Raw genomic sequence first — 23,287 nt, forward strand, 5'->3', positions numbered from 1 at the left:
ATCGGTAAGCCGTGTGCGGGAAAACCGCACGCACGGATTGAAAGGGGAACGGGGAAACGGGCCCACTGGGCACCGCGCCCCTGACTACCAATGACCGATCACGTCAGCCGCGGGCCGGACGCGCCGGGCCGCACCCTGCGCCACCTCATGGGCGAACCGGCCTGGACGGGCCTGCTGGCCGAGGCGTTCGAGCGCCGGCATCCGATCGGCGCCACCCTCCTGCGCCAGGGCGAGCCGGGCACCCACGTCCTCGCCCTGCTGTCCGGAGTGGCCAAGGTGAGCCGGCGGGAGCGCAACGGGGACGTCCGGCTGCTGGCCTTCCGGGGGCCGGGGGAACTGCTCGGGGAGGTCGCCGTGCTGGACGACGGCGTCCGCTCGGCGAGCGTCCAGGCGATCTCCGACTGCGTGGTCGCCGTCCTCGCCAAGGAGGCCTTCCTGCGCCTCGTCGGCGAGCGCCGGCTCTTCCCCGTGATGGTCCGCTACGCCATGGGACGGCTGCGGGAGTCGGACCTGGCCCGCACCGGCGGCGACGTCGTACCGCGGCTGGCGGCGGCCCTCGTCGCCCTGGCCGACCTCTCCACCGCGGCGGCGCCGGCCCCCGGCCGCCGGATCGAACTCGCCCTCACCCGGGACGAACTGGCCCAGTACCTCGGCGTCTCCCGCAACACCGTCACCGCGGCACTCACGACCCTTGCCGCCCACCGGGTCGAGGCCGGCCGGAAGTCCATCGCCGTCGCCGACCTCGCCGCCCTCCGCCGCGCGGCCACGGCACCGCGCGACGAGGGCTGACGAGGCGGGCGGAAACCGGCACGGATCAGTACAGGGGCTCGCCCGACTCTGCGAGGTGCCTGCGGATCCGTGCGACGTCGGCGCGGTCCTTGCCGCGGTCGTAGAGCTGTTTCCAGCGAAGGACGCGACGGAGGGGCGAGAACGGGATGCCGTGGATCAGTTCTGCTTCCTCGATCAGTTCGTCGCGCTCACAGGTTCCCGGGAGCCACGTGTCGAAGGCTTCGATCGCGCCATCGAACAGCAGGGCCATTCGTCCGTGGCCGGACGGTGCGGGAATCGGCTGCGCGATCGCCGTGATGATCTCCCATGCCCGACCGCGGGCCACGATGTCCAGGTCGCCGACGTTCAGCTTCAGGCCGTGTGCGAGCAGTGGGCCGCTCCCCGCGACGACGTAGTCGCAGGTCGGCAGGTGCAGGGACATGAGCTTCTGGACCAGCGGGTGCCGGCTCAGGTCCACCGGACCTCCTAAAGCGGCGACAGGCCCATCGCCAGGCGAGCGACCACACCCATGGCGAGTGCGGTGGAGACGCTGGTCAGCGTACCGAGGAGAAAGAACTCCGACACGTACTTGCCCCCCTTGTCGAGCTCCGGAGTCCGGGCGAGGGACTTCGCGGCCAGGGCCAGAGCCGCCGCCTCGGAGTGGCCGGCGATCAGGAACGCGAAGAGCACACCTCGTTCCAGCCACCCGATCACGAGCCCTCGGCGCATGAAGTCCAGTGCGTGCGTCCTCTGGTTGGCATCGTCCAGCTTTTCGACTTCCACCTTGACGTGATGCGTCACCCAGAGCGCTACCTTCCCGCCGCAGAAGACCGTGAGAAGAAGGCACGAAGTCATCACCGCGACTCGGTCGTCGAGGACTATGTGGTGTGCGCGCATCGTCGACCACGGCCCGGCAGCCCAGACGGCGATCAGCAGAGCCAGTACGAGGGGCACGGCGGCGGCGCGTCCGATGGTGGCGAAGGCGGTTGAGAGGTGCCGGCGCACGTCCGTACCGCGTGGGGGCCAAGGCCTCGACCGAAGGACCGAGGCCAGGGTGAGGCACGCACCGACGAACGCGACGAGCCAGAGGTTCCTTGGCGCGCCGATCATGGTGTAGGAGGCGTAGGCGGCGAAGAGCGCCAAGGTCAGGCGCGGGTACCGCCTGGGCTCGCCGGCCGCGTACTGCGGCCCGTTCCACCCCAGCCCCCACGGGACGAGCACGGCCGCGGCGATGCCGAGTGCAACACGAGCTGTCTCCAAGATGGCCCCCTCGATCGTCTGTCACCATCGGAAACTGACGGTTGGTCAGCTGCGGACCTGAGAGCATAGCCGTCTTGCCGTGTGCGCCGCCTCGCCTTCTCCTCGGTGCGGCGCCGCGCAGGATCCGGCGGGGCCGTTGCTCTGCGCGCTGGCCGGGACCAGCGCGATCATCCGGGCGAAGTACCGGTGGATCGAGGCCGGTACCGCCCTCCTGCTGCTGGCGCTTCCGCAGTTCGCGCTCACCCTCCGTCCGCTGTGAGGGGCGGGCCGTCGGGGTGTCCCTCGGCGGCCCGCTGGAGGCAACGGACGTTGCGTGGTCGGGCAATTGTTGTTGACGTCCGAGGCCGCCGGTCCGTACAGTCCCGGGCCATGGACACGGGCGATCTTGGTCGGCGGGTGGCGGAGGACGTGGCCGGTGGCGGCGGGCTGGAGGGGTTGCGGCGGCTGTCGGGGGTGATCGAGGCGCTGGAGGAGCGGCGGACGGAGCTGGTGGAGGAGCTGCGGCGCGGGCGGGAGGCGACCTGGGAGGAGGTCGGGCGGGCCTGCGGAATGACGCGGCAGGGGGCGACCCGGCGATGGGCGGGGCGGCTGCGGGCGCGGTCCTTCGGGGAGGCCGTGGACGCGTACCAGCACGGCCGGCCGGGCTATCCGCGGGCGCTGGTCGGATCGGCGGTGCCCCGGGAGGCCCGGCGGGTGCTCGATCTGGGCGCCGGGACGGGCAAGTTGACCGCCCTGCTGGTCGAGGCCGGGCTGGACGTGGTGGCGGTCGAGCCCGACCAGGGGATGCGGGCGCGGCTGGCAGCGGCGGTGCCGAAGGCGGCGGTCCGGGCCGGTTCGGCCGAGAGCATCCCGTTGCCGGACGGCAGCGTGGACGCGGTGGTGGTGGCGCAGGCCTGGCACTGGTTCGACCCGGCCGTCGCGGTGCCGGAGATCGCCCGGGTGCTCGCCCCCGGCGGGACGCTCGCGCTGGTGTGGAACGTCCGGGACGAGTCCGAGCCCTGGGCCGCCGCACTCGGTGTGCTGATGCACCGTTCGGCGCCGCAGCGGATCGACACCCGGCCGGTCGTGCCGGCCCCGTTCGGCGCGCCCGAGCGGCTGGAGATCCGCTGGGAGCACGCGACCACCCGGGCCGGGATCGTCGACATGGTCGCCTCGCGCAGCTATGTGATCGCCCTGCCGGAGGAGGAGCGGGTCCGGCTGCTGGCCGACGTCGAACAGCTGCTGGCCACCCACCCGGACCTGGCGGGCCGCGAGGAGATCGCCCTGCCGTACGTGACGAGGTGCACCCGTGTCCGGCTCGGTTGAACGCTCTGAGCATCATGAGTGCACCGAGCGTCCTGGGCGCCCGACGGCCGGGCAGGGCGGCGTGCTGCTGCGCCGCCTCGGCGTCGCCGACGCCGAACCGTACCGGGCCTTCCGGCTGGAGGCGCTGCGCGCGACGCCGAGCGCCTTCACCTCCGGCCACGCCGAGGAGGCCGCCAGGCCGCCGTCCGTGACGCTGCGCCGGCTGGCGGAGGCCGAGTCCGGCCCCGGCGCCCTGATCGGCGCGTTCGACGGGGCCGGCACGCTGGTCGGCACCGCGGGCCTGAAGGTGCCGTCGCGGAGCCGGGAGCGGCACAAGGGCACCCTGTACGGCATGGCGGTGGCCCGTGGTGCCGGCGGCCGGGGGATCGGCCGCGCCCTGGTGGGGGAGGTGCTGCGCACGGCGGTCCGGGACGGGCGGCTGCGCCAGGTGCTGCTGACCGTCTCGGAGGGCAACGAACCGGCCCTGCGGCTCTACACCGCCTGCGGCTTCGAGGTGTGGGGGCGGGAGCCGAGGGCCGTCCTGGTCGACGGGCAGCCGGTCGCGAAGCTGCACATGGTGCGCCTGCTGGACGGCGAGCGGGCGGGGCCGGCCGGAGGCTGACAATTGTCACGGTGGGCCGGTGCGCGAACACACTGCCCCGCGTACCGGGCCGGCGACCAGCATGGGTGCCATGACCTCCACCGACCTGCTACACCCCGACACCCGTCGGGCCTTCCGTACCGTGCGGCTGCTCGTGCTCGCCTACCTCGGCCTCAGCGTCGCCACGCTGGCGGGCGCCATCGCCCTCCGTGACCACCCCTCGGTGGTCACCGCTCCGGTGCTGGTCCGCGGCACCATCGTGGTGGCCGGCGCCGCCTTCACCCTCCTGCTGACCGTCCGGGCCGCCAACGGCTCCCGGGGCGCCTTCCGGCGGCTGCGGATCGTCTCGGCCGTCATGCTCGCCGCCATCGTGGCGATCGTCGCGTTTCCCGGTACCTTCCCGGTGTGGATGAAGGCCGAGCAGGGCGTCTGCGGGCTCGCCCTGCTGGGCGTGACCGTCGTGATCAACGGACGGCACCTGCGTGGCCTGTTCGCCGGGCGCTGAGAGGGAGACGCAGGAGTGATGGGCCTCGACCACGCGGGCTCCGGCGGGGACCAGCCGGCCACCACGCCCCCCGGGCCGGAGGCCACCCGCCCCGGTCCCGGGAGCGCGGCGAGCCCCGCCCGTCCCTGGGCGCAGGGCTGGCGACGCGCCCTGCTGGGCAGCGGGATGGTGGTCTTTCCGGCGCTGACCGCCGTCGCCGTCGGCAACACCGTCTCCGGGGCCGCCGCGATCGCCGGACACGCCGTGGTCGTGGCCTTCTGCGTCTGCTACGTGCTCCTGGTCCTCGCCTTCGGCCGCGGCCGGCGGGGCTGGATCGCGCCGCTGCTGGCGGCGATGACGGCGCTGTTCCTGGCCGCGCTGCCGTTCGCCCACGAGAACGCCTTCTTCCTCGCCACCGTGATCGTCTCCGCGGTCGCCATCCTGTGGCGCCGGCACGCCGCGAGGGTGGTCGCGGCCGGCGCACTGGCCGCGCTGGTGGTGCCCTGGGCGGTGCGCCCCTGGCACACCGGGCCCGGCGGATTCCAGGCCCTGGCCCTGCTGTTCACCTCGCTCACCTGCGGTGCCTTCGCCGAGATCGCCGCCACCAACAAGGCCCTGTTCGCCGCCCGGGCCGAGGTGGCGCGGCTCGCCTCGGAGGCCGAGCGCGACCGGATCGCCCGGGACCTGCACGACCTGCTGGGGCACTCGCTCACCGCGATCACCGTCAAGTCCCGGGTGGCCCAGCGGCTCGCGGGCAAGGACCTGGACCAGGCGGTCGCGGAGATGGCGGCCGTGGAGACGCTGTCCCGGCAGGCGCTGTCCGACGTCCGCGCCGCCGTCACCGGCTACCGCGAGGTGACCCTGGCCGGCGAACTCGCGCGCGGACGCGAACTGCTGCGCGCCGCCGGGGTGGTGGCCGACCTGCCGACGGCGGCGGACGCGGTCCCGCCGGGGGTGCGCGAACTGTTCGGCTGGGTGGTGCGCGAGGGGATCACCAACGTGGTGCGGCACGCCCGGGCGGACCACTGCTCGGTGCTGCTCACCGCCACCTCGGTGGAGATCCGCGACGACGGGACCGGTACCCCGGGCGGCCCCGGCGGCACGGCCGGCGGCAGGGGCCTGACGGGCCTGCGGGAACGGGTCGCCGCGGCGGGCGGTACGGTCGAGGCGGGCCCGCTCGACCCGCGCGGGTGGCGGCTGCTGGTCACCGTCCCCTCGGGCGGCCCGGACCCCGGCCGTGAAAGGCGGTAAACGGACGTGAAAGGCCGTGAAAGGCCCTGAACGTCGCGAAGGCCGTGAGTACCGCGGAGGCCGCCGACGCCACCCGGGCCAGCAGCGCCAGCAATGCCAGCAACGCCACCAAGGCCGCGAAGGGACGCCATGACGATCCGCCTGCTGCTCGCCGAGGACCAGGAACTGGTCCGCACCGCGCTGCGCACCCTGCTCGACCTGGAGGACGACTTCGCCGTGGTCGCCGCCGTCGGCCGCGGCGACCAGGTGGCACAGGCGGCCCTGGAGCACCGGCCGGACGTCGCCCTGCTCGACATCGAGATGCCCGGGCTGGACGGCCTGGCGGCAGCCGCCGTGCTGGCCCAGCGGGCGCCGTGGTGCCGGGTCGTCATCCTCACCACCTTCGGCCGGGCCGGCTACCTGCGCCGGGCCATGGAGGCGGGCGCGGTCGGCTTCGTGGTCAAGGACGCCCCCGCCGAGGTGCTGGCCGACGCGATCCGCCGGGTCGCGGCCGGGGAGCGGGTGGTGGACCCGGAACTGGCCGCCGCCACCCTCGCCGCCGGCGCCTCCCCCCTCACCGCCCGCGAACGCGACGTACTGAACGCCTCCCGCTCGGGCGCCGGGGTGGCCGAGATCGCCGCCAAGCTCTACCTGTCCGAGGGGACGGTCCGCAACTACTCCTCCTCGGCCATCGCCAAGACCGGCACCCGCAACCGCGCCGAGGCCCTGCGGATCGCCGACGAGCGCGGCTGGCTCTGACCGCCCGTTCCGGTCCCGGGCGCGACCGCCGGACCGTCGGCCACGGCCGCGCGAACACCGTCGTCCGCGAGGACGAACGGCCGCCGCGCCCTGCCCTGGCGGACAGCCCCCGCAGCGGCCGCCGTACCGGCCTGGGCCCGGGAGGACTCCGGCCCGGGGGCAGCCGGTCCGCGATCGGCGTCGCCGCGCGGTGGGACGGCGACGGCGGACGAACAGGGCGCTCGCGACGGCCTGCCGACGCCGGGGAGCGGGTAGTGGGTGTCGATCACGGCGCCCCGGCCGGTCACCCCGGCCGGTCGGCCGTCGGCACCCGCCGGGGGCGCACCCCGGACCGGACCGGACCGGACCGGTCGCGGTTGACGACGGCCGCCGGGCTCCTTCGTGCGCCGGGCTCCCTTCGCACGCCGGAGCCCCTTCACGCCGGCTCCCTCGAACGGGGCCGGCGGATCAGCCCCGGCCGGGCGCCCAGCCGAGGGCGGGCCCCAGCCGGGTCGCCAGGTCGGTGAGGATCTGCACGTAGTCCTCGTGCCCGAAGCTGAACGGCAGCGCGAAGGCGACCTCGTCGACCTCGCGGTAGCCGGCATGGGCGCGCAGCCGCTCGGCGAGTTCCTCGGAGGTCCCGACCAGGTCCGGGGCGAACAGCAGCCGGGCCGGGCCCTGCGGGGTGCGGGTGCGCGGGGTGCGGGCGAGGGCGTAGTCCCGGTACTTGGCGCGCTGCTCGGGGGTGGCGCTGTCGGTGGGGATGACGACCAGGCCCTGGGAGACCCGGGCGCGCTCGCCGTCGGGGTGCCGCTCGCGGAAGGCGCGGATCAGGGTGGCCTGGATGTCGGCGAAGTCGTGCGGGCCGTCGCCCTGCGCCTTCACGACGCTGCTGGTGAGCAGGTTGAGGCCCTGCTCGCCGGCCCAGCGGGCCGAGCGCAGGCTGCCGGCGCCGTACCAGAGCCGGTCGGCGAGCCCGGGGGAGTGGGGCTGGACCCGCGAGGAGTACACCTCGATGCCCTCGGTGCCGGAGAAGCCGGAGGCGTCCTCGCCGCGGACCAGGGCGATCAGCCGCTCGGCGCGCCGGGGGCTGAAGTCCTCCTGGTCGCCGGTGTCCGGGTAGAGGGCGCCGCGCACCTGCTCGTAGTGGACGGGCGGGCCGACGCTGAAGCCGGGGTTGAGCCGGCCCCCGGAGAGCACGTCCACGGTGGCCAGGTCCTCGGCGAGCCGCAGCGGGTTCTCCCAGCCGAGCGGGGTGACGGCGGTGCCGAGCTGGATGCGGCTGGTGCGCTGGGTGGCGGCGGCGAGGACGGCGACCGGGGAGGAGATGCCGTACTGGAGGTGGCGGTGGCGCAGCCAGGCGCTGTCGAAGCCGAGGCTCTCGCCGAGGGCGATGAGGTCGAGGGTGGATTCGTGGCCCCGGCGCGGGTCCGCCTCGTCGAAGAGCCCGATGGTCAGGAAGCCGAGTTTCCGCAGTGGGCGAGGGATCGGCGACATGGTGGGCTCCGCGGGTGGGAAGCGGCCCTGGGCGGGCCGGTCGGGTGGTGCGTGCTGTCGAACGTACGCAGCCGCCGCACCGCCCGACAAGATCGACGCGGGATCCGGACACGTCCCGCAACGCGGCGAAACGCGGGTGTCACATGCGGCGGCTCCCACCCGGTCCGATCGGGTGGGAGCCGCCCCGCCGGGGCGCCGTCAGCAGCTGCGCAGCTCGGGGCTCTGGTTGCGGATCTGGTTGTGCAGCGAGGTGAACTCGCGGTACGCCTCGCTGTCCTCGGCGCCGGGGCGGAAGGCGCCGACGCGGTGGCAGTTGACGAAGGCGAGCTTCACCCCGAAGTGGTCCTCCAGGCTGCCCCGGATCGCGTTGCTGGCGAGCGCGCGCAGCAGCTGGGCCCGCTGCTCGTCGCTGGGCGTGGTGTTGTCGGTGGTGAACTCCGCCTCGCCGGCCGCGAGTTCGGTGCTGAGCCCGGCCACGACCTGGTAGGCGTACGGGAGCGAGGCGCGGACGGTGTCGAGGAAGGCGGCCTCGTCGACGCGGCCCTGCTGGGCCTGGGCGAGGAGGGCGGGGGAGACGTCGAGCGACATGGAGGTCCTCTTTCGGGGGATGCGTCGGGCTCTCTGGGCAGCGGCCCGTGGCGGGCAGCGGTCACCCGCAACGGCTATCGAAGATGAAAACCATTGCAAGGAAGACTCTTCCGGTCGCCCTGACGCCCTGTCAAGCGCGGCCCCTCGAAGGGCTGACGGCGGACCCACCGCGCCGACTCGCGCGGCCGATCGGGCCCGGGCCGACCTCAGTGGGTCATCGGGCCTCGTGGTCGGCGGCGGCGACGGGCCCCGGCAGCCGGCTGACCTTGATCACGAACACCGCGATGGTCACGGCCAGTGCCGCGAACACCAGCCCCAGCTGGAACGCGCTGCTGATGCCGTGCACCAGGACCTGCGAGGAGTAGGGCGCCGGGAGGCGGCCGGTGGCCCGGAACTGGGCGGCCTGCTGCGGGGTGGCCTGCCGCAGGAACGCCCCGGCCTGCCGCCGGGCCTCGTTGCTGCCGGCGGTGCCGTACACCGTGACGAGGATCGACAGCCCGAGCGATCCGCCGACCTGCTGGGTGGTGTTGAGCATCCCGGTGGCGGCGCCGGTCTCGTGCGGGGCGACCCGGGAGACGACGGTGAGGGTGGCGGGCACGAAGATCGATCCCATGCCGAAGCCGAACATCATGGTCGGTCCGAGGATGCCGCCGACGTAGTCGCTGCCGATCTCGATCCGCGTCGCCCAGATCACCCCGCCCAGGACCAGCAGCGAGCCGGCCACCAGGAAGGGCTTGGGGCCGAAGCGCAGCTGGGTGCGGGCGGCGAACTGGGCGGCGGCGACGATGGCGACGCTGATCGGCAGGAACGCGAAGCCGGCCCGCAGCGGGCTGAAGCCGAGGATCTCCTGCACGAACAGGGTGATGAAGAAGAAGATGCTGAACATCGTGGCGGCCACGCAGAGCAGCAGCCCGTACGCGCCCGAGCGGTTGCGGTCCCGCAGCAGGTGCAGCGGCATGATCGGCTGCCGCGCGTGCCGCTCGTTCGCCACGAACGCCACGATCAGCAGCACCGCCAGGCCGAAGGCGGTCAGGGTCACGGAGTCCGTCCAGCCGTGGTCGGAGGCGCGGATGAAGCCGTACACCAGCGAGACCATGCCCGCGGTGGCGGAGAACGCGCCGGTCAGGTCGAAGCGCCCGGGGTGCCGCTCGGACTCGTTGATGTAGAGCGGTGCCAGCAGCGCGATCGCGATGCCGATCGGCACGTTGACGAACAGCACCCAGCGCCAGGACAGCCAGGAGGTGAGCATGCCGCCGAGCAGCAGGCCGACGGCGCCGCCCGCGCCGGCGACGGCGGAGTAGACGCCGAAGGCCCGGTTGCGTTCCGGGCCCTCCTTGAAGTTGGTGGCGATCAGCGCCAGCGCGGTCGGCGAGGCGATGGCCCCGCCCACGCCCTGGAGGGCCCGGGCGGTCAGCAGCCAGGCGGAGGACTGCGCGACGCCGCCGAGCAGCGAGGCCAGGCTGAACACCAGGACGCCGACCACGAAGACCCGCCGCCGCCCGAGGATGTCGCCGGCCCGTCCGCCGAGCAGCAGCAGTCCGCCGAAGGTCAGGGTGTAGGCGTTGATGACCCAGGACAGGTCGGTGGTGTTGAACCTCAGCGCCTGCTGGATGTGCGGCAGCGCGATGTTCACGATCGTGATGTCCAGGACGACCATCAGCTGGGTCGCCGCGATGACGGTGAGTGCGATCCCTGGGTGCTGGCCCCGGCGTGCGGTCGCGGGCGCGGCCTCGGCCAGTGCTCGGGAGGTGGCCATGGCAGGTCTCCCAATGGCTCGGGAGTGAACGACGGGCAGGGGACGGATTCGTTCACCACCACCGACGGTAGCCCCGGGTGATAGGGAACACAATCGTTCATTACGGACAGGCGTCACGCGTCCCGAGCGCCGTCGTCCTCGCCCGCGGTGTGTCCTCCGCGCCCTCGCCCGCGGGCCCCGAGGTGGCCGGTACCGAGGTGGCCGGTACCGAGGTGACCGGTACCCGAGGTCACCGGGCCCGGACGATGACCACCGGGCAGTCGGCGTGCTGTGCGCAGTGCATGCTCACCGAGCCGAGCAGCACCTTGGTGAAGCCGCCGCGGCCGTGGCTGCCGACGACCAGCACCTCGGCGCCCCGGGCCGCGTCCAGCAGGACGTCGGAGGGGTCGCCCAGGACCATGCTCTGGCGGACCTCCGCCCGGCAGTCGTCGCCGAGCACCGTGTGCAGCTCGTCGGCGAAGCGGCGCTGGGCCAGCTCCCGGTCGAAGGTGGGGTCGACCACCGGTGCCGACCAGCCGAAGTGGCTCGGTGGCTCCCAGGCGCCCACCGCGTCCACCACCCCGCCGATCAGCGTGGCGTGCCGGGCCGCCCAGCGCAGGGCGGCGTAGGACGACGGCGAGCCGTCGACGCCGACCACGACGCGGGGCGCGGAGTCGTTCGCGTTCATCTGCACCGTCCTGTGGGTCGCCGGCCTCCCCCACCACGGTGCTGGCCGTCCGGCGCCTCCGCCACCACGGTCCGCCGCCCGGGTGACGCCGGCCCGGGCACCGGGGTTCAGGGAGGCGCGGAGCGTCGCTACCGCCGGGTACCTTCCTGCGGCGCGGCGGTCCCCGGCCGAGGGCCGCCGTCGAGACGATGACGAACGATCAGGAGCCCTGTCACGGCACGGCGTTCCCGCAGGTTGGGCGCGTGCATGACGCCTTTTCCGGCGGGCGGGACGACCCTTGACGGCGCTTGGGTTCTCTGCGAACCTCTCGGCAGGTCTGGACCAAGATCGGTCTCTTCGCCGGGGAGAGGGCCGGCGCCGATCCGATGGTCCGCAGGGGGGATCTGCGGGCCTGGCGGGCCGAGGCCGCAGCGGCCCGCCGGCCGCGTCACCAGAGCATCCGCGGTGCCGATCACGCCGGCGCCCGGCCACGGGGAACGCACCATTCACCGACTGCCGAATCGAGTCGCACATGCCGCACTCCCTCCCCCCGCACGCCTCGCCCGCACAGCGGGGCGTCTGGTTCACCGAGCGCCTCGGCCGGGCGCACGGGGTGTTCCACATGCCGCTCCTGCTCTCCTTCGACCGGGTCGACGCCGAGGCGCTCGCCCGGGCCGTCGCGACGGTGACGGAGCGTCACCCCTCGCTGTCCCAGGTGTTCGTGGAGCGCGAGGGCGACCTCGTCCTGGAGCCGGGCGCCGCTCCGGTCCTGGAGGTGGTCGACGCCTCCGGGGACTGCGCGGAGGGCCGGGAGAAGCGGCTGGCCGAGGACGTGGCGCGACCGTTCGACCTGCAAGCCGGCCCGCCGGCGCGGTTCACCCTGCACCGGGGCCGCGGCGAGGCGGCGGTCCTGCTGGTGGTCGTGCACCACGCGGTGTTCGACGGGGAGTCCAAGGACGTCCTGGTGGCCGAGCTCGCCGACGCCTACGCGCGGGCCCTGGGCGGGCCCGTTCCGGCGGCCGACCGGACCCCGCCCGCGCCGCCGTCCGCGCCCGGTCGGACCCCGCCCGAGCCGCCGTCCGCGCCCGACCCGGAACTGGTCCGCCGCGCGGCGGACTGGTACGGACCGCGGTGGGCCGCGGCGACCGAGCCCGTCCTGCCCGGACTGCCCCACGCCGTCACCGCCCCGGCCTCCGGGGCGTCGGTCGGGTGGCGGACGGACGCGCTGGGCCGGGCGGCACTGGCCGAGGCCGCCGAGCGCTGCGGCGTGACCGTCTTCGAGTTCCTGCTCGCCGCCCTGCACGGACTGCTGCTGCGCTACGGCGGCGAGGCGGTGGCCGTCTCCGTGCCGCTGTCCGTCCGGACGGCCGGACAGGCCGGGGAGATCGGGCTGTTCGTCAACGAGCTGCCGGTGCACGCGCCGGCCGGGGTGGACACCGCGACGCCCTTCGCCGCGTACGCCCGGGCGGTGCGCGCCGAGGCCCGCGGCGGCTACCCGTTCCGCTCGGTGCCCTTCGGCGCGGCGGTCGGCGGTCTCACCCCGCGGGCCGGGCTGGCGCCGGTGTCCTTCGGCTACCGGCGCGGCCGGGCCGTGGAGCCGGTGTTCCCGGGAAGCGCCGTCCGGGTGGACCGGGCGGCGTTCAACGGCGCCGCCCGCAACACGCTCCACCTCCAGGCGGTCGACACCGCCGACGGGATCGCGTTCTCGCTCCAGTACGCCCCGGCGGTCCTGGCGCCGGAGGCCGCGGAGCGCGTCGCCGGGCACTACGCGGCCCTGCTGGAGGCCGCGACGGCCGAGCCCGGCGCCCCGCTGGGCGCCCTGGCGCTGCTGGGCGAGGCCGAGCGGCGGCTGGTGACTGAGGGGTGGAACGACACCGCGCGCGCCCACCCGCACCGGAGCACCGCGCTGGACCTCGTCCGGGAGCGGGCCGCCGAGACGCCGGACGCCCCCGCCGTCAGCGCGGGCGCCGAGCGGCTGACCTACCGGGCGCTCGTGGAGCGCGTCGACGAACTGGCCGCCGTCCTGCGCGGGGCCGGGGTCCGCCCGGGTGACGTCGTCGCCCTGCACCTGGAGCGCTCCGCCGACCTGCCCGCCGTCCTGCTCGCGGTGCACGCCGCCGGGGCTGCCTACCTGCCGCTCGACCCGGCCCACCCCGCCGACCGGCTCGCCTTCCTCCTCGCCGACTCGGGCGCGGCCCTGCTGGTCGCCGACCGGGAGCCCGCGCCCGGCGTGGTGGCGGCGGCCCCGGCCGTACTCCGGCTCGGGGAAGGCGGCGGGCAGCCGGTGCCCGCCGAGGCGGCGCCGGCCACGCCCGGGGGCCTCGCCTACGTGCTGTACACCTCCGGCTCGACCGGGCGGCCCAAGGGGGTGGAGATCGGGCACCGGGCCCTGGTGAACCTGCTGACCTCGTTCGCGGCGCTGCTGGACTCGGGGCCGCGGGACGTCTGGCTCGGCCTGACCTCGCTCTCCTTCGACATATCCGGGGTGGAGATCCTGCTGCCGCTGACCACCGGCGGCCGACTGGTCCTCGCGCCGGAGGGCGCGGCCCTGGACGCGCCGGGCACGGTCGGGCTGATCCGCCGCGAGGGCGTCACCCACCTCCAGGCGACCCCCTCGGGCTGGCGCGTGCTGCTCGGCGCCGGGCCGCTGCTGGCCGGGCTGACCGGGATCGTGGGCGGGGAGGCGCTGCCGCTCCCGCTGGCCCGCGAGCTCAGGGGCTCCCTCGACCGGCTGGTCAACGGGTACGGCCCGACCGAGGCGACGATCTACGCCACCTGGGCCGACGTCCCCGCCGGAGCGGACGCCGTGGTGATCGGCAGGCCGGTCGCCAACACCAGGGCGTACGTCCTGGACGCGAACGGCCGGCCGCTGCCGGTCGGTGTCCCCGGTGAACTCCACCTGGGCGGCGACGGCCTCGCCGAGGGCTACCGGGGCCGGCCCGAACTGACGGCGGAACGTTTCGTCGAAGACCCGTTCGCCGGTGGCCGGATGTACCGCACCGGCGACCTCGCGGCCTGGACGCCGGACGGCGAACTGGAGTTCCACGGCCGGATCGACGAGCAGGTCAAGATCCGCGGCCACCGGATCGAGCTCGGCGAGATCGAGGCCGCGCTGCTCGAACACCCGGCCGTGGCCGCCGCGGCCGTCACGGTGTTCGAACAGGCCGACGGGTCCTCCGCGCTGGTCGGCTACCGGGTGCCCGCACCCGGCAGCGCGCCGCTGTCGGACGCCGACCTGCGGGACCACCTGCGGCGCACCCTGCCCGCCGTCATGGTGCCCCGGCAGTTCGTGGCCCTCGACCGGCTGCCGCTCACCCCCAGCGGCAAGCTCGACCGCCGCGCGCTGCCCGCCCCGCCGCGCCCGTCCGCCGAGCAGGCCATCGCCAAGCAGGCCATCGCCGCGGAGGGCACCGGTGAGCAGGCCATCGCCGAGCAGCCCGCCGGCGCGGAGACCGACGAGCTCACCGCGGGCATCCTGGCGATCTGGGAGGAGGTCCTGGGCATCTCCGGCATCGGCCCCGAGGACGACCTCTTCGACCTCGGCGGACACTCCCTGACGATCATCCAGATCACCGCCCGGATCCGCGACGCCTTCGGGGTCGAGCTCGCCTTCGACCTGTTCTTCGACGCCTCCACCCCGGCCGCCCTGGCCGCCGTCGTCCGAGAGCCGCGTTGACCGCCGTCGACCGCCCCGCCGCGTCCTCCCCGCTCCACGCCCGAACGGACTGCCGATGACCGACACCCAGGACCTGCCCGCGGACTGGTCCGCCACCAAACGATCCCTCCTCGCCCAGCGCCTGCGCGGCGCCACGGCCCCGGTGCGGGTGGTAGAGCCCCGCCCGGAGGGCACCGCCCCGCCCCTGTCCAGCGGTCAGGAACGGCTCTGGTTCATGGACCAGTTCACGCCCGGTGGGACGGCCTACACCCTCGCCCCGGCCCGCCGGCTGCGCGGGCCGCTGGACCGCCCGGCGCTGGACGCCGCCCTGACCGACCTGGTGGCCCGGCACGAGGGGCTGCGGATGACCTTCCCGGCCACCGAGGACGGCCGGGCCGAGGTCCTGGTCGCCGAACCCGGTCCCTTCGCCGCCCGGTTCGTCGACGCCTCGGACGATCCCGCCCCCGAGCGAAGAGCCGCGCGGGAGATCGGGGCACTGGTCGCCGACCCCTTCGACCTCGCGGCCGGACCGCTGGTGCGGGCCCTGCTCGTCCGGCTGGCCGACGAGGACCACGTCCTCGCCCTCGTCATGCACCACATCATCGGCGACGGCTGGTCGATCGACATCCTCAACCGGGAACTGGACGTGCTGTACGACCGGCACGCCCACGGCTCCCAGACACAACTGCCCCCCGTCCCCGTGCAGTTCGGGGACTACGCGCGCTGGCAGCGCGACCGGCTGGACAGCGGCGCGCTGGCCGCCTCCCGCGACTACTGGCGCACCGAACTCGCCGACGTCCCCGCCCTGGAGCTGCCCGCCGACCGCCCCCGGCCGCCGCTGCTCACCTTCGACGGCGCGGCCGTCGAACTGCACTGGAGCCCGGAACTCGCCCGCGCTGTCGCCGAGTGCGCCCGCGCCCACGGCGCCTCGACGTACATGGTGCTGATGGCCGGGCTCCAGCTGCTGCTCGGCCGGCACACCGGCCGGCGGGACTTCGCGATCGGATCCGCCGTGGCGGGCCGGCTGCACCGGGAACTGGAGGGGGTGGTCGGCGCCTTCGTCAACATGCTGCCGATCCGGGCCCGGCTCGCGGACGGGCTCACCTTCGGACAACTGGTCGGCCGGGTGCGGGAGACGACGCTCAACGCCTACACCCACCAGGAGGTGCCCTTCGAGCAGATGGTCGCGGACCTGGACATCGAGCGCGACGTCAGCCGCTCGGCGGTGTTCCAGGTGACCTTCGCCTACCAGAACTACGGCGACCGCGCGGCCGCCACCGCCCCCGGCGCCCCCGCCGAGGGATTCGGGCACGCGGCCACCACCAGCCACTCCGACCTCGCGTTCTACCTGCGGGAGAAGAAGGACGGCGGGCTGTTCGGCCTGATCACCTACCGGACCGACCTCTTCGACGCCGACACCGTACGGCGGCTCGTGGAGCGCTTCGAGGTCCTGATGACGGCGGCGACGGCCGACCCGGACCAGAGCGTCGAGGCCCTGCCGGTGACGACCGGCACCGAGCGCCACGACGTGCTCGAACGCTGGGCGGCCGGCCCGGCGCTCCCCGAGGACGACGCCGGGACGCTGACCGCGCTGCTCTCGGCGGCGGCCCGGCGGGCGGGCGACCGCCCCGCGCTGGTCTTCGAGGACGCCACCGTCACCCACCGCGAACTCGACGCCAGGGCCGCCGCACTGGCCCGCCGCCTGCGGGAGCTCGGCGTCGGCCGGGACGACCGGGTCGCGGTGTGCCTGGAGCAGTCCCCGGAGCTGGCCGTCGCCCTGGTCGCGGTGCTGAAGGCCGGCGGCTGCTACCTGCCGCTGGACCCGGAGCAGCCGCCCGCGCGGCTGTCCCACCTGGTGGCCGACGCCGACGTGCGCGTCCTGGTCACGGACTCGGACCTGCGCGACCGCATCCCCGGGTACCGGGGCACGGAACTGCTGGTGGACCGGATCGACCTCCGGCCCGACGGAGCGCCGCTCCCGGAGGCCTCCGGCCCCGACGACCTCGCCTACGTCATCTACACCTCCGGCTCCACCGGGCAGCCCAAGGGCGTCGCCGTCCAGCACCGGGAGATCCTCAACTACCTGGCCGGCGTGCGGGAACGGCTGCGGATCGAGCCCGGCGCCCGCTACGGCCTGCTCCAGTCCCTCTCCTTCGACTTCAGCATCACGATGCTGTACCTGGCGCTCACCACCGGCGGGCGGGTGCACCTGCTGCCGCGCCGCATCGCCGGCGCCGAACTCGCCGAACACATCGAGGCCTCGGCCCTCGACTACCTCAAGATGACGCCCTCCCACCTGGCCGCGCTGTCCGCCGACGCCCCGATCGAGCGGCTGCTGCCGCGCCGGGCCCTGGTGCTCGGCGGGGAGGCCTCCGCCCAGGCCTGGGCCGCCGACCTGGCCGGCCGGGGCGGCTGCGCGGTGTTCAACCACTACGGCCCGACCGAAGCCACCGTCGGCGTCACCGTCCACGAGGTCCTCCCCGGGGACCACGCACCGGGGAACACCCCGATCGGCACCCCCCTCGCCGGCGCGCGCTGCTACGTCCTCGACGGCGCACGCCAGCCGGTGCCGCCCGGCGTGACCGGTGAGCTCCACCTCGGCGGACAGCGGCTGGCCCGCGGCTACCTGGGCCGCCCCGACCTGACCGCCGAACGCTTCGTCGAGGACCCGTTCGCCGGCGGCCGGATGTACCGCACCGGCGACCTGGCCCGCTGGCGGACGGACGGCGTCCTGGAGTACCTGGGACGCGCCGACGACCAGATCAAGGTCCGCGGCTACCGGGTCGAGCCCGGTGAGATCGAGGCCGCGCTCACCGCGCTGCCCGGCGTCACCCAGGCCTTCGTCACCGTCCGGGGCGAGGGCCTCCGACAGAACCTCGTCGCCTACCTGGAACGCGCGCACGGCGCGACCCTCCCGGCCGCGGCCGAACTGCGGACGGAACTCGGCGCCGTCCTGCCGGACTACATGGTCCCCGCCCGGTTCGTCGTCCTGGACCGGCTGCCGCTGCTGGCCCACGGCAAGATCGACCGCAAGGCGCTGCCGGAGCCCGAGGACGCCGCCCCGGCCGCCGGGCACGTCGAACCCGAGGGCGGGACCGAGACCCTGATCGCCGCGATCTGGGCCGAGGTGCTCGACGTCGCCCGGGTCGGCGCCCTCGACGACTTCTTCGAGATCGGCGGGCACTCGCTGCTCGCCACCCAGGTCGTCGCCCGGCTGCGCCGCGCCTTCCCCGACCTGCCCACCCCGGTCGGCGTGATGGACCTCTTCCGCTTCCCGACCGTCCGCGGCCTCGCCGGGCTCGTCGCCGACCCGGGCGCCGACCGGGGGCCGCGGGGACTGCTGCACCGGCTCACCCCCGAACGCCGCCGCACCCGCGCGAGCGTGGTCTGCGCGCCCTACGGCGGCGGCAGCGCGCTGATCTACAAACCGCTCGCCGACGCCCTGCCCGAGGACTGGGCGCTGCACTCCATCGCCGTGCCCGGCCACGAACTCGGCGAGGAGCCGATGGACGTCGAGGAGGTCGCCGACCGCTGCGCCCGCGAGATCGTCGAGAGCGTCGAGGGCCGGATCGTGCTGTACGGGCACTGCGGCGTCGGCGTGCGCCTCGCCGTCGAGATCGCCCGCCGGGTCGAGGCCGCCGGGCGGGAGATCGACGCCGTCCACCTCGGCGGCATCTTCCCCTTCGCCCGCCCCAAGGGGCGCGGCGCGGCCGTGGGGGAACGGTGGGCCCGGCTCCTCGACCGGATGCGCAGCGACCAGGACATGATCAACGGCCTGGCCGCCGCCGGGCTGGACACCGACGACCTGGACCCGGAGCAGCTGCGGCTGATCGTCCGCAACCGCCGCACCGGCACCAAGGACGTCGAACGGTACTTCACCCGGATGTTCGCGACGGAGGGCGGCCGGATCGAGGCGCCTGTGATCGCCGTCTGCGGCGAGCGGGACCCGGCCACCGAGTTCTACCAGGAGCGCTTCCGCGAGTGGCACCGGATCTCCGGCACCACGGCCGTCGTGGTCCTCGACGAGGCCGGCCACTTCTACCTCAAGTACCGGGCCGCCGAACTCGCGGACATCGTCACCGGCGTCCACCGGTCCATCGCCGCAGGGGAGGAGGAACGCCACCGCCGCACCGACGGCGCGACCTGGTGGCTGGCCGGGCTCTCCCGGGACGCCGACCGGCCGGCGCCAAAGGACGCGGACGCACCCGTCCGCCCGACCATGCGCCGCTTCCTCACCGTCGCCTCCGGGCAGCAGGTGTCGATGATCGGATCGGCGCTCACCGAGTTCGCCCTCCCCGTCTGGATCTACCTGCGCACCGGCTCCCTGGCCCAGTTCGGGCTGCTCGCCGCCTGCGGCCTGGTGCCCGGCATCCTCGCCGCCCCGCTCGCCGGCGCCGTCGTCGACCGGGGGGACCGGCGCCGCACCATGCTCCTCGGCGACCTCGCCGCCGGCGCCACCCAGGCGCTGCTGCTCGTCCTGTACGCCACCGGCGGGCTGGAGGTCTGGCACGCCTACGCGCTCGTCGCCGTGCTGTCCGCCGCCCTCTGCTTCCAGCGGCTCGCCTGGAACGCGGCCGTGCCGCAGCTCGTCCCCAAGCGCTACCTCGGCCGCGCCAACGGCGTGGTCCAGATGGCCTTCGGCCTCGCCCAGTTCCTCGTCCCGCTGTTCGCCGTGGGCCTGCTCGCCGCGATCGGGCTCGGCGGCATCCTCGCCGTCGACGTGGCCGGCTACGCCGTCGCCGTCGGCGTCACCCTGGCCGTACGGTTCCCGGACGTGATGGGCGCCACCCGGCGGGAGAGCATCCCCGCCGAGATCCGGGAGGGATTCCGACGGGCCCTCGGCAGCAGGCACTTCCGGGCGATGCTGCTGTACTTCGCCGTCCTGAACGTCTTCCTCTCCCCGCTGTTCCTGCTCACCACCCCGCTCGTGCTCTCCTTCGCCCCGCTCGCCGCGGCCGGCTGGGTGTCCACGGCGGCCGGCCTCGGCGCGGTGCTCGGCGGGATCACCCTGGTCGCCTGGGGTGGACCGCGCCGGCGGAAGCTGCGCGGGGTGCTGCTCGCCACCCTCGCGGTCGCCGCGGCCTGCCTGCTCACCGGGCTGCGGCCGTCGACCTGGACGGTCGCCCTCGGCGCCTTCGGCATGACCTTCGCGCTCTCGCTGCTCAACGGCTCCTACGCGACCATCGTGCAGACCAAGGTGCCGCTGCGCTTCCACGGCCGGGTGATCGCCGTCAACACCATGGTGGCCTGGTCGACCCTGCCGGTCGGGTTCGCCGTGGTCGCCCCGTTCGGCCCCGGGCTGCTCCAGCCGCTGATGGACCGTGACGGCGCCCTCGCCTCCACCGTCGGGCGGCTCATCGGCACCGGCGACGGCCGCGGCATCGGCCTGCTCTACCTGCTGTTCGGCCTCGCCATGGCCGCCCTCGCGCTGGTCTGCCTGGCCGTCCCGGTGCTGCGCCACTTCGACCGCGACGTGCCCGACGCCGAGCCCGACGACCTGGTCGGCCTGAAGACCCTCCAGGACCGGGCCGCCGCCGTCGCCGCCGTCGAGACCGCGGTGGCCGCCGAGGCGGCCCCGCCGTACCGCTCCGAACTCCCGCACCGCTCCGAGACCGAGGTGACCGTCCGGTGACCACCGCCACCCACCCACTGACCGCCGAGCAGCGCCGGCTCTGGTTCCTCCAGCAACTCCACCCGCAGGACGCCGGGTTCAACATGTACCTCAACCGGCGCTGGAGCGGGCCGATCGATCCTCGGGCCCTGCGCACCGCCCTGAGCCGGCTGGCGGCGCGGCACGAGATCCTCCGCACCCGCTTCGTGGTCGAGGGCCCCGACGCGGCGGAGCCCGTCCAGCTGGTCGAGCCCCCGGCCGAGATCGACCTGGTCACGCTCCGGCTGCCCGAGGGCGCCACCGAGGCGGACTTCACGGACGCCTGCCGCCCGTACGTCAACGCGCCGTTCGACCTCGCCGCCGCGCCGCCCCTGCGGGCGACCCTGATCAGCGCGGGGGAGCGGGAGCACGCGGTCAGCGTCGTGGTCCACCACATCGTCGCCGACGGCTGGTCCTTCCGCACCATGTGGCGCGAGCTGCTCGCCCTCTACCGCGAGGCGATCGGCGAGGCGCCCGCCGACCTCCCGGAACTCCAGCTCCAGTACGGGGACTTCGCCCGCGCCGAACAGGCCAGGACCGGCGGGGCGTCGGGCGAGGAGGCGTTCCGGTTCTGGGCGGCGCGGCTGGCCGGCACCGGGGCGCTGCGGCTGCCCTTCGACCGGCCGAGGCCCTCGGCCCCCACCCGGCCCGCCGGGTTCGTCACCGTGGACCTCGGTCCCGAGCTGACCGCCGACCTCGACCGGCTGGCCCGGCAGGAGCGGTGCACCCCGTTCATGGTGCTGCTCGCCGGCTACCAGTGCGTGCTCGCGCGCTGGACCGGCTGCCGGGACTTCGTGGTCGGCACCCCGCTGGCGGGCCGGACCGAGAAGGCGCACGAGGCGCTGCTCGGCTACTTCAACCGCACCGCGGTGATCAGGTCGGACCTGACCGGGGACCCGGACTTCCGCGGCGTGCTGAAGCGGACCAGGTCCGCCGTGCTCGCCGCGCTGAGCCGCCCCGACGCCCCGGCCGAGCGGCTCGCCGCCCACCTGGGACTGCCCGCGGACACCGGAGCCGGGCCGCTCTACCAGGCCGTCTTCGTGCACCAGAGCCAGAACGAGGTGACGGACGGCTCCGGCGGGCCCGCACTGCCCGAGGGCGTCCGCACGACCAGCATGGACTCCGGCTTCGAGCAGGCCAAGACCGATCTGCTGCTGGACAGTTGGCGCACCGCCGACGGCGGGGTCACGCTCTCCTTCTGCTACGACCGCGAGCTGTTCGACCGGGAGACGGTCGAGGCGCTCGGCGGCCGGTGCCGCGAGCTGTACGCGCGGATCGCCGAGGACCCGGAACTCCCGCTGCACGGCGACTGGTTCGTCGGGGCGCGGGAGCGCGCGGCGCTGCTCGCGCTGGGCTCGGGGCCGGCCGCCGCGGCCGCGGTGCGCACGGTGCCGGAGCGGTTCGCCGAGCAGGCCGCCGCACGGCCGGACGCGCCGGCGCTGGAGTGCGACGGCCGGACGCTGTCCTACGCCGAACTCGACCGGCGCTCCACCGAACTGGCGCGCCGGCTCGGCCCGGTGGCCGGCCGGGTGGTCGCGGTGTCGATGGCGCCCTCCGTCGACCTGGTCGTCGCCCTGACGGCGGTCTGGAAGGCCGGTGCCGCCTACCTGCCGCTCGACCCGGCCCACCCCGAGGACCGCCGGGCCCTGATGGTCCGCGAGGCCGGCGCCGTGCTCACCCTCACCGGGACGGACCTGCCGGACCCGGGGACCCCCGCCGAGCCGGCCCCGGTGGACCCGCAGGGCCTGGCCTACGTCCTCTACACCTCCGGATCCACCGGGACGCCGAAGGCCGTCGCGGTCGACCACGCGGCGGTGGCGGCGCGGGTCGACTGGATGACGGGCCCGGACGGCTACGCGCTGGGCCCGGCCGACCGGATCGTCCAGTTCGCCTCCCTCGGCTTCGACACCCACGTGGAGGAACTCTGGCCGGCGCTGGCGGCCGGGGCGTGCGTCGTGCTGCTGCCCGGAGGCGGGCGGACCCTGCCCGACCTGCTGGACGGCCCGTCCGGACGCTCCGTCACCGTGCTGGACCTTCCGACGGCCTACTGGGAGGAGCTCGTCGGCCTCGGCGAGCAGACCCGCTGGCCGCAGGCGCTGCGGCTGGTGATCATCGGCGGCTCCGAGGCCCACGCCGACACCGTCGCCCGCTGGCGCCGACGGCACGGGGACGCCGTCCGGCTGGTCAACACCTACGGGCCCACCGAGGCCACCGTGATCGTCACCGCGGCCGAGCTGACGGAGGCGGACGCCGACGGCCGGCCCCCGCTGGGCCGGCCGTTGCCCGGGGTCAGGCTCCACGTGCTGGACGAGCGCGGCGGGCTGCTGCCCCGGGGAGCCGAGGGCGAGCTGTACATCGGCGGCAGCGGCCTGGCCCGGGGCTACCTGGGCCGGCCCGACCTGACGGCGACCGCCTTCCTGCCCGACCCGTTCGCGGGCGGCGTGATGTACCGCACCGGCGACCGGGCGCGGTGGCGGGCGGACGGCCGGCTGGAGTTCCTGGGGCGCGCGGACGCGCAGGTGAAGCTGCGCGGCTACCGGATCGAGCCCGCGGAGATCGAGTCGGCGCTGACCGCGCACCCGGCCGTGGCGCAGGCCGCGGTGCTGGTCCGCGACGGCCGGCGGCTGGTGGCGTACGCCGTCCCGAGCCCGGGGGCCGAGCCCGGCCCGGCCGAGCTGCGCGAGCACCTGGCCCTGCGGCTGCCCTCGTACATGGTCCCGGACGCCGTGCTCACCCTGGCCCGGCTGCCGCTGACCGCGAACGGCAAGCTCGACCCCGCGGCCCTGCCGGACCCGGGGACGGCCGCCGGGGAGGGCTACGTCGCGCCGCGCGGCGACGCCGAACAGCTGGTCACCGAGCTGTGGCAGGAGGTCCTCGGGGTGCCGCGGGTCGGGGTGTTCGACGACTTCCTGGCGCTGGGCGGGGACTCCCTGCTGGTCACCCGGGTCGCCGCGCGGATCAGGTCCGGCCTGGGCCTGGACATCCCGATCCGCGACGTGTTCGAGAGCAGCACGCCGGCGGCCCTCGCGGCGCGGATCGAGGCGCTGCTGATCGCCGAGATCGACGCGCTCAGCGAGGAGGAGGCGGCTGGTCGGCTGACCGGCTGACCGGCCGAAGGGGTGGGGCCCGG

The 23,287-nt window shown here is 75.0% G+C and carries 16 protein-coding genes; 10 read left to right on the top strand and 6 right to left on the bottom strand.

Going from position 1 to position 23,287, the window contains the following annotated elements:
• Positions 1-90: 90 nt before the first annotated feature.
• On the top strand, positions 91-789 hold the full coding sequence (locus ACZ55U_RS20270) for a Crp/Fnr family transcriptional regulator (protein WP_465527523.1): 699 nt from the start codon (positions 91-93) through the stop codon (positions 787-789).
• A 25-nt stretch (positions 790-814) separates the two neighbouring features.
• Here the strand turns inward: ACZ55U_RS20270 and ACZ55U_RS20275 are convergent, their stop codons facing one another.
• Together ACZ55U_RS20275 and ACZ55U_RS20280 are read right to left on the bottom strand one after the other, a co-directional pair.
• A complete protein-coding gene (locus ACZ55U_RS20275; protein WP_465527524.1) occupies positions 815-1,246 on the bottom strand; it encodes a hypothetical protein in 432 nt (143 codons plus the stop codon).
• A gap of 8 nt (positions 1,247-1,254) precedes the next feature.
• Positions 1,255-2,028, bottom strand: a complete 774-nt coding sequence (locus tag ACZ55U_RS20280) for a hypothetical protein (protein ID WP_465527525.1) — start codon at positions 2,026-2,028, stop codon at positions 1,255-1,257.
• Between the two features lie 136 nt (positions 2,029-2,164).
• Here ACZ55U_RS20280 and ACZ55U_RS20285 point away from each other — a divergent pair, with 136 nt between their 5' ends.
• From ACZ55U_RS20285 to ACZ55U_RS20310, 6 genes are all read left to right on the top strand, one after another.
• Entirely contained in the window at positions 2,165-2,287 is a 123-nt protein-coding gene (locus ACZ55U_RS20285; protein WP_465527526.1) for a hypothetical protein, read from the top strand.
• 110 nt (positions 2,288-2,397) lie between these two features.
• Complete coding sequence (locus ACZ55U_RS20290) at positions 2,398-3,333, top strand: class I SAM-dependent methyltransferase (RefSeq protein WP_465527527.1); 936 nt, start codon at positions 2,398-2,400, stop codon at positions 3,331-3,333.
• 61 nt (positions 3,334-3,394) lie between these two features.
• The gene (locus ACZ55U_RS20295; RefSeq protein ID WP_465527528.1) at positions 3,395-3,934 is read left to right on the top strand and encodes a GNAT family N-acetyltransferase; all 540 of its coding nucleotides are present in this window, start codon (positions 3,395-3,397) and stop codon (positions 3,932-3,934) included.
• Between the two features lie 70 nt (positions 3,935-4,004).
• Complete coding sequence (locus ACZ55U_RS20300; protein WP_465527529.1) at positions 4,005-4,418, top strand: hypothetical protein; 414 nt, start codon at positions 4,005-4,007, stop codon at positions 4,416-4,418.
• 18 nt (positions 4,419-4,436) lie between these two features.
• A complete protein-coding gene (locus ACZ55U_RS20305; protein ID WP_465527530.1) occupies positions 4,437-5,648 on the top strand; it encodes a sensor histidine kinase in 1,212 nt (403 codons plus the stop codon).
• 129 nt (positions 5,649-5,777) lie between these two features.
• Complete coding sequence (locus ACZ55U_RS20310) at positions 5,778-6,386, top strand: response regulator transcription factor (RefSeq protein WP_465527531.1); 609 nt, start codon at positions 5,778-5,780, stop codon at positions 6,384-6,386.
• A 447-nt stretch (positions 6,387-6,833) separates the two neighbouring features.
• Here ACZ55U_RS20310 and ACZ55U_RS20315 read toward each other — a convergent pair whose 3' ends face one another.
• The 4 genes from ACZ55U_RS20315 to ACZ55U_RS20330 all read right to left on the bottom strand — a co-directional run bounded on the left by ACZ55U_RS20315 (position 6,834) and on the right by ACZ55U_RS20330 (position 10,873).
• Entirely contained in the window at positions 6,834-7,862 is a 1,029-nt protein-coding gene (locus tag ACZ55U_RS20315) for an LLM class flavin-dependent oxidoreductase (protein WP_465527532.1), read from the bottom strand.
• 198 nt (positions 7,863-8,060) lie between these two features.
• Positions 8,061-8,450 (bottom strand): SCO5389 family protein, encoded by a 390-nt coding sequence (locus tag ACZ55U_RS20320; protein ID WP_465527533.1) that lies wholly within the window; start codon positions 8,448-8,450, stop codon positions 8,061-8,063.
• A 214-nt stretch (positions 8,451-8,664) separates the two neighbouring features.
• Complete coding sequence (locus tag ACZ55U_RS20325) at positions 8,665-10,206, bottom strand: MFS transporter (RefSeq protein ID WP_465527534.1); 1,542 nt, start codon at positions 10,204-10,206, stop codon at positions 8,665-8,667.
• 229 nt (positions 10,207-10,435) lie between these two features.
• Positions 10,436-10,873: a universal stress protein gene (locus tag ACZ55U_RS20330; protein ID WP_465527535.1), complete on the bottom strand. Its 438-nt coding sequence runs from the start codon at positions 10,871-10,873 to the stop codon at positions 10,436-10,438.
• Positions 10,874-11,384: 511 nt separating this feature from the next.
• Between ACZ55U_RS20330 and ACZ55U_RS20335 the strand changes: the two genes are divergently transcribed.
• The 3 genes from ACZ55U_RS20335 to ACZ55U_RS20345 are packed head-to-tail and all read left to right on the top strand — an operon-like array spanning position 11,385 to position 23,264.
• On the top strand, positions 11,385-14,528 hold the full coding sequence (locus ACZ55U_RS20335; protein WP_465527536.1) for a non-ribosomal peptide synthetase: 3,144 nt from the start codon (positions 11,385-11,387) through the stop codon (positions 14,526-14,528).
• Between the two features lie 55 nt (positions 14,529-14,583).
• On the top strand, positions 14,584-20,139 hold the full coding sequence (locus ACZ55U_RS20340) for an amino acid adenylation domain-containing protein (protein ID WP_465527537.1): 5,556 nt from the start codon (positions 14,584-14,586) through the stop codon (positions 20,137-20,139).
• Positions 20,136-23,264 carry a non-ribosomal peptide synthetase gene (locus tag ACZ55U_RS20345; protein ID WP_465527538.1) on the top strand — a complete coding sequence of 1,043 codons (3,129 nt, stop codon included), beginning with the start codon at positions 20,136-20,138 and terminating at the stop codon, positions 23,262-23,264. The genes ACZ55U_RS20340 and ACZ55U_RS20345 overlap by 4 nt, the downstream gene beginning before the upstream one ends.
• The last annotated feature ends 23 nt before the right edge of the window (positions 23,265-23,287 follow it).

This window comes from Kitasatospora sp. NPDC034533, assembly GCF_055575155.1.

What these genes read in the sequence shown, in the direction of transcription:
- ACZ55U_RS20270 (WP_465527523.1), top strand. Translation starts at nt 91, where the DNA reads ATGACCGATCACGTCAGCCGCGGGCCGGACGCGCCGGGCCGCACCCTG.
- ACZ55U_RS20290 (WP_465527527.1), top strand. Translation starts at nt 2,398, where the DNA reads ATGGACACGGGCGATCTTGGTCGGCGGGTGGCGGAGGACGTGGCCGGT.
- ACZ55U_RS20300 (WP_465527529.1), top strand. Translation starts at nt 4,005, where the DNA reads ATGACCTCCACCGACCTGCTACACCCCGACACCCGTCGGGCCTTCCGT.
- ACZ55U_RS20305 (WP_465527530.1), top strand. Translation starts at nt 4,437, where the DNA reads ATGGGCCTCGACCACGCGGGCTCCGGCGGGGACCAGCCGGCCACCACG.
- ACZ55U_RS20310 (WP_465527531.1), top strand. Translation starts at nt 5,778, where the DNA reads ATGACGATCCGCCTGCTGCTCGCCGAGGACCAGGAACTGGTCCGCACC.
- ACZ55U_RS20315 (WP_465527532.1), bottom strand. Translation starts at nt 7,862, where the DNA reads ATGTCGCCGATCCCTCGCCCACTGCGGAAACTCGGCTTCCTGACCATC.
- ACZ55U_RS20320 (WP_465527533.1), bottom strand. Translation starts at nt 8,450, where the DNA reads ATGTCGCTCGACGTCTCCCCCGCCCTCCTCGCCCAGGCCCAGCAGGGC.
- ACZ55U_RS20325 (WP_465527534.1), bottom strand. Translation starts at nt 10,206, where the DNA reads ATGGCCACCTCCCGAGCACTGGCCGAGGCCGCGCCCGCGACCGCACGC.
- ACZ55U_RS20330 (WP_465527535.1), bottom strand. Translation starts at nt 10,873, where the DNA reads ATGAACGCGAACGACTCCGCGCCCCGCGTCGTGGTCGGCGTCGACGGC.
- ACZ55U_RS20335 (WP_465527536.1), top strand. Translation starts at nt 11,385, where the DNA reads ATGCCGCACTCCCTCCCCCCGCACGCCTCGCCCGCACAGCGGGGCGTC.
- ACZ55U_RS20340 (WP_465527537.1), top strand. Translation starts at nt 14,584, where the DNA reads ATGACCGACACCCAGGACCTGCCCGCGGACTGGTCCGCCACCAAACGA.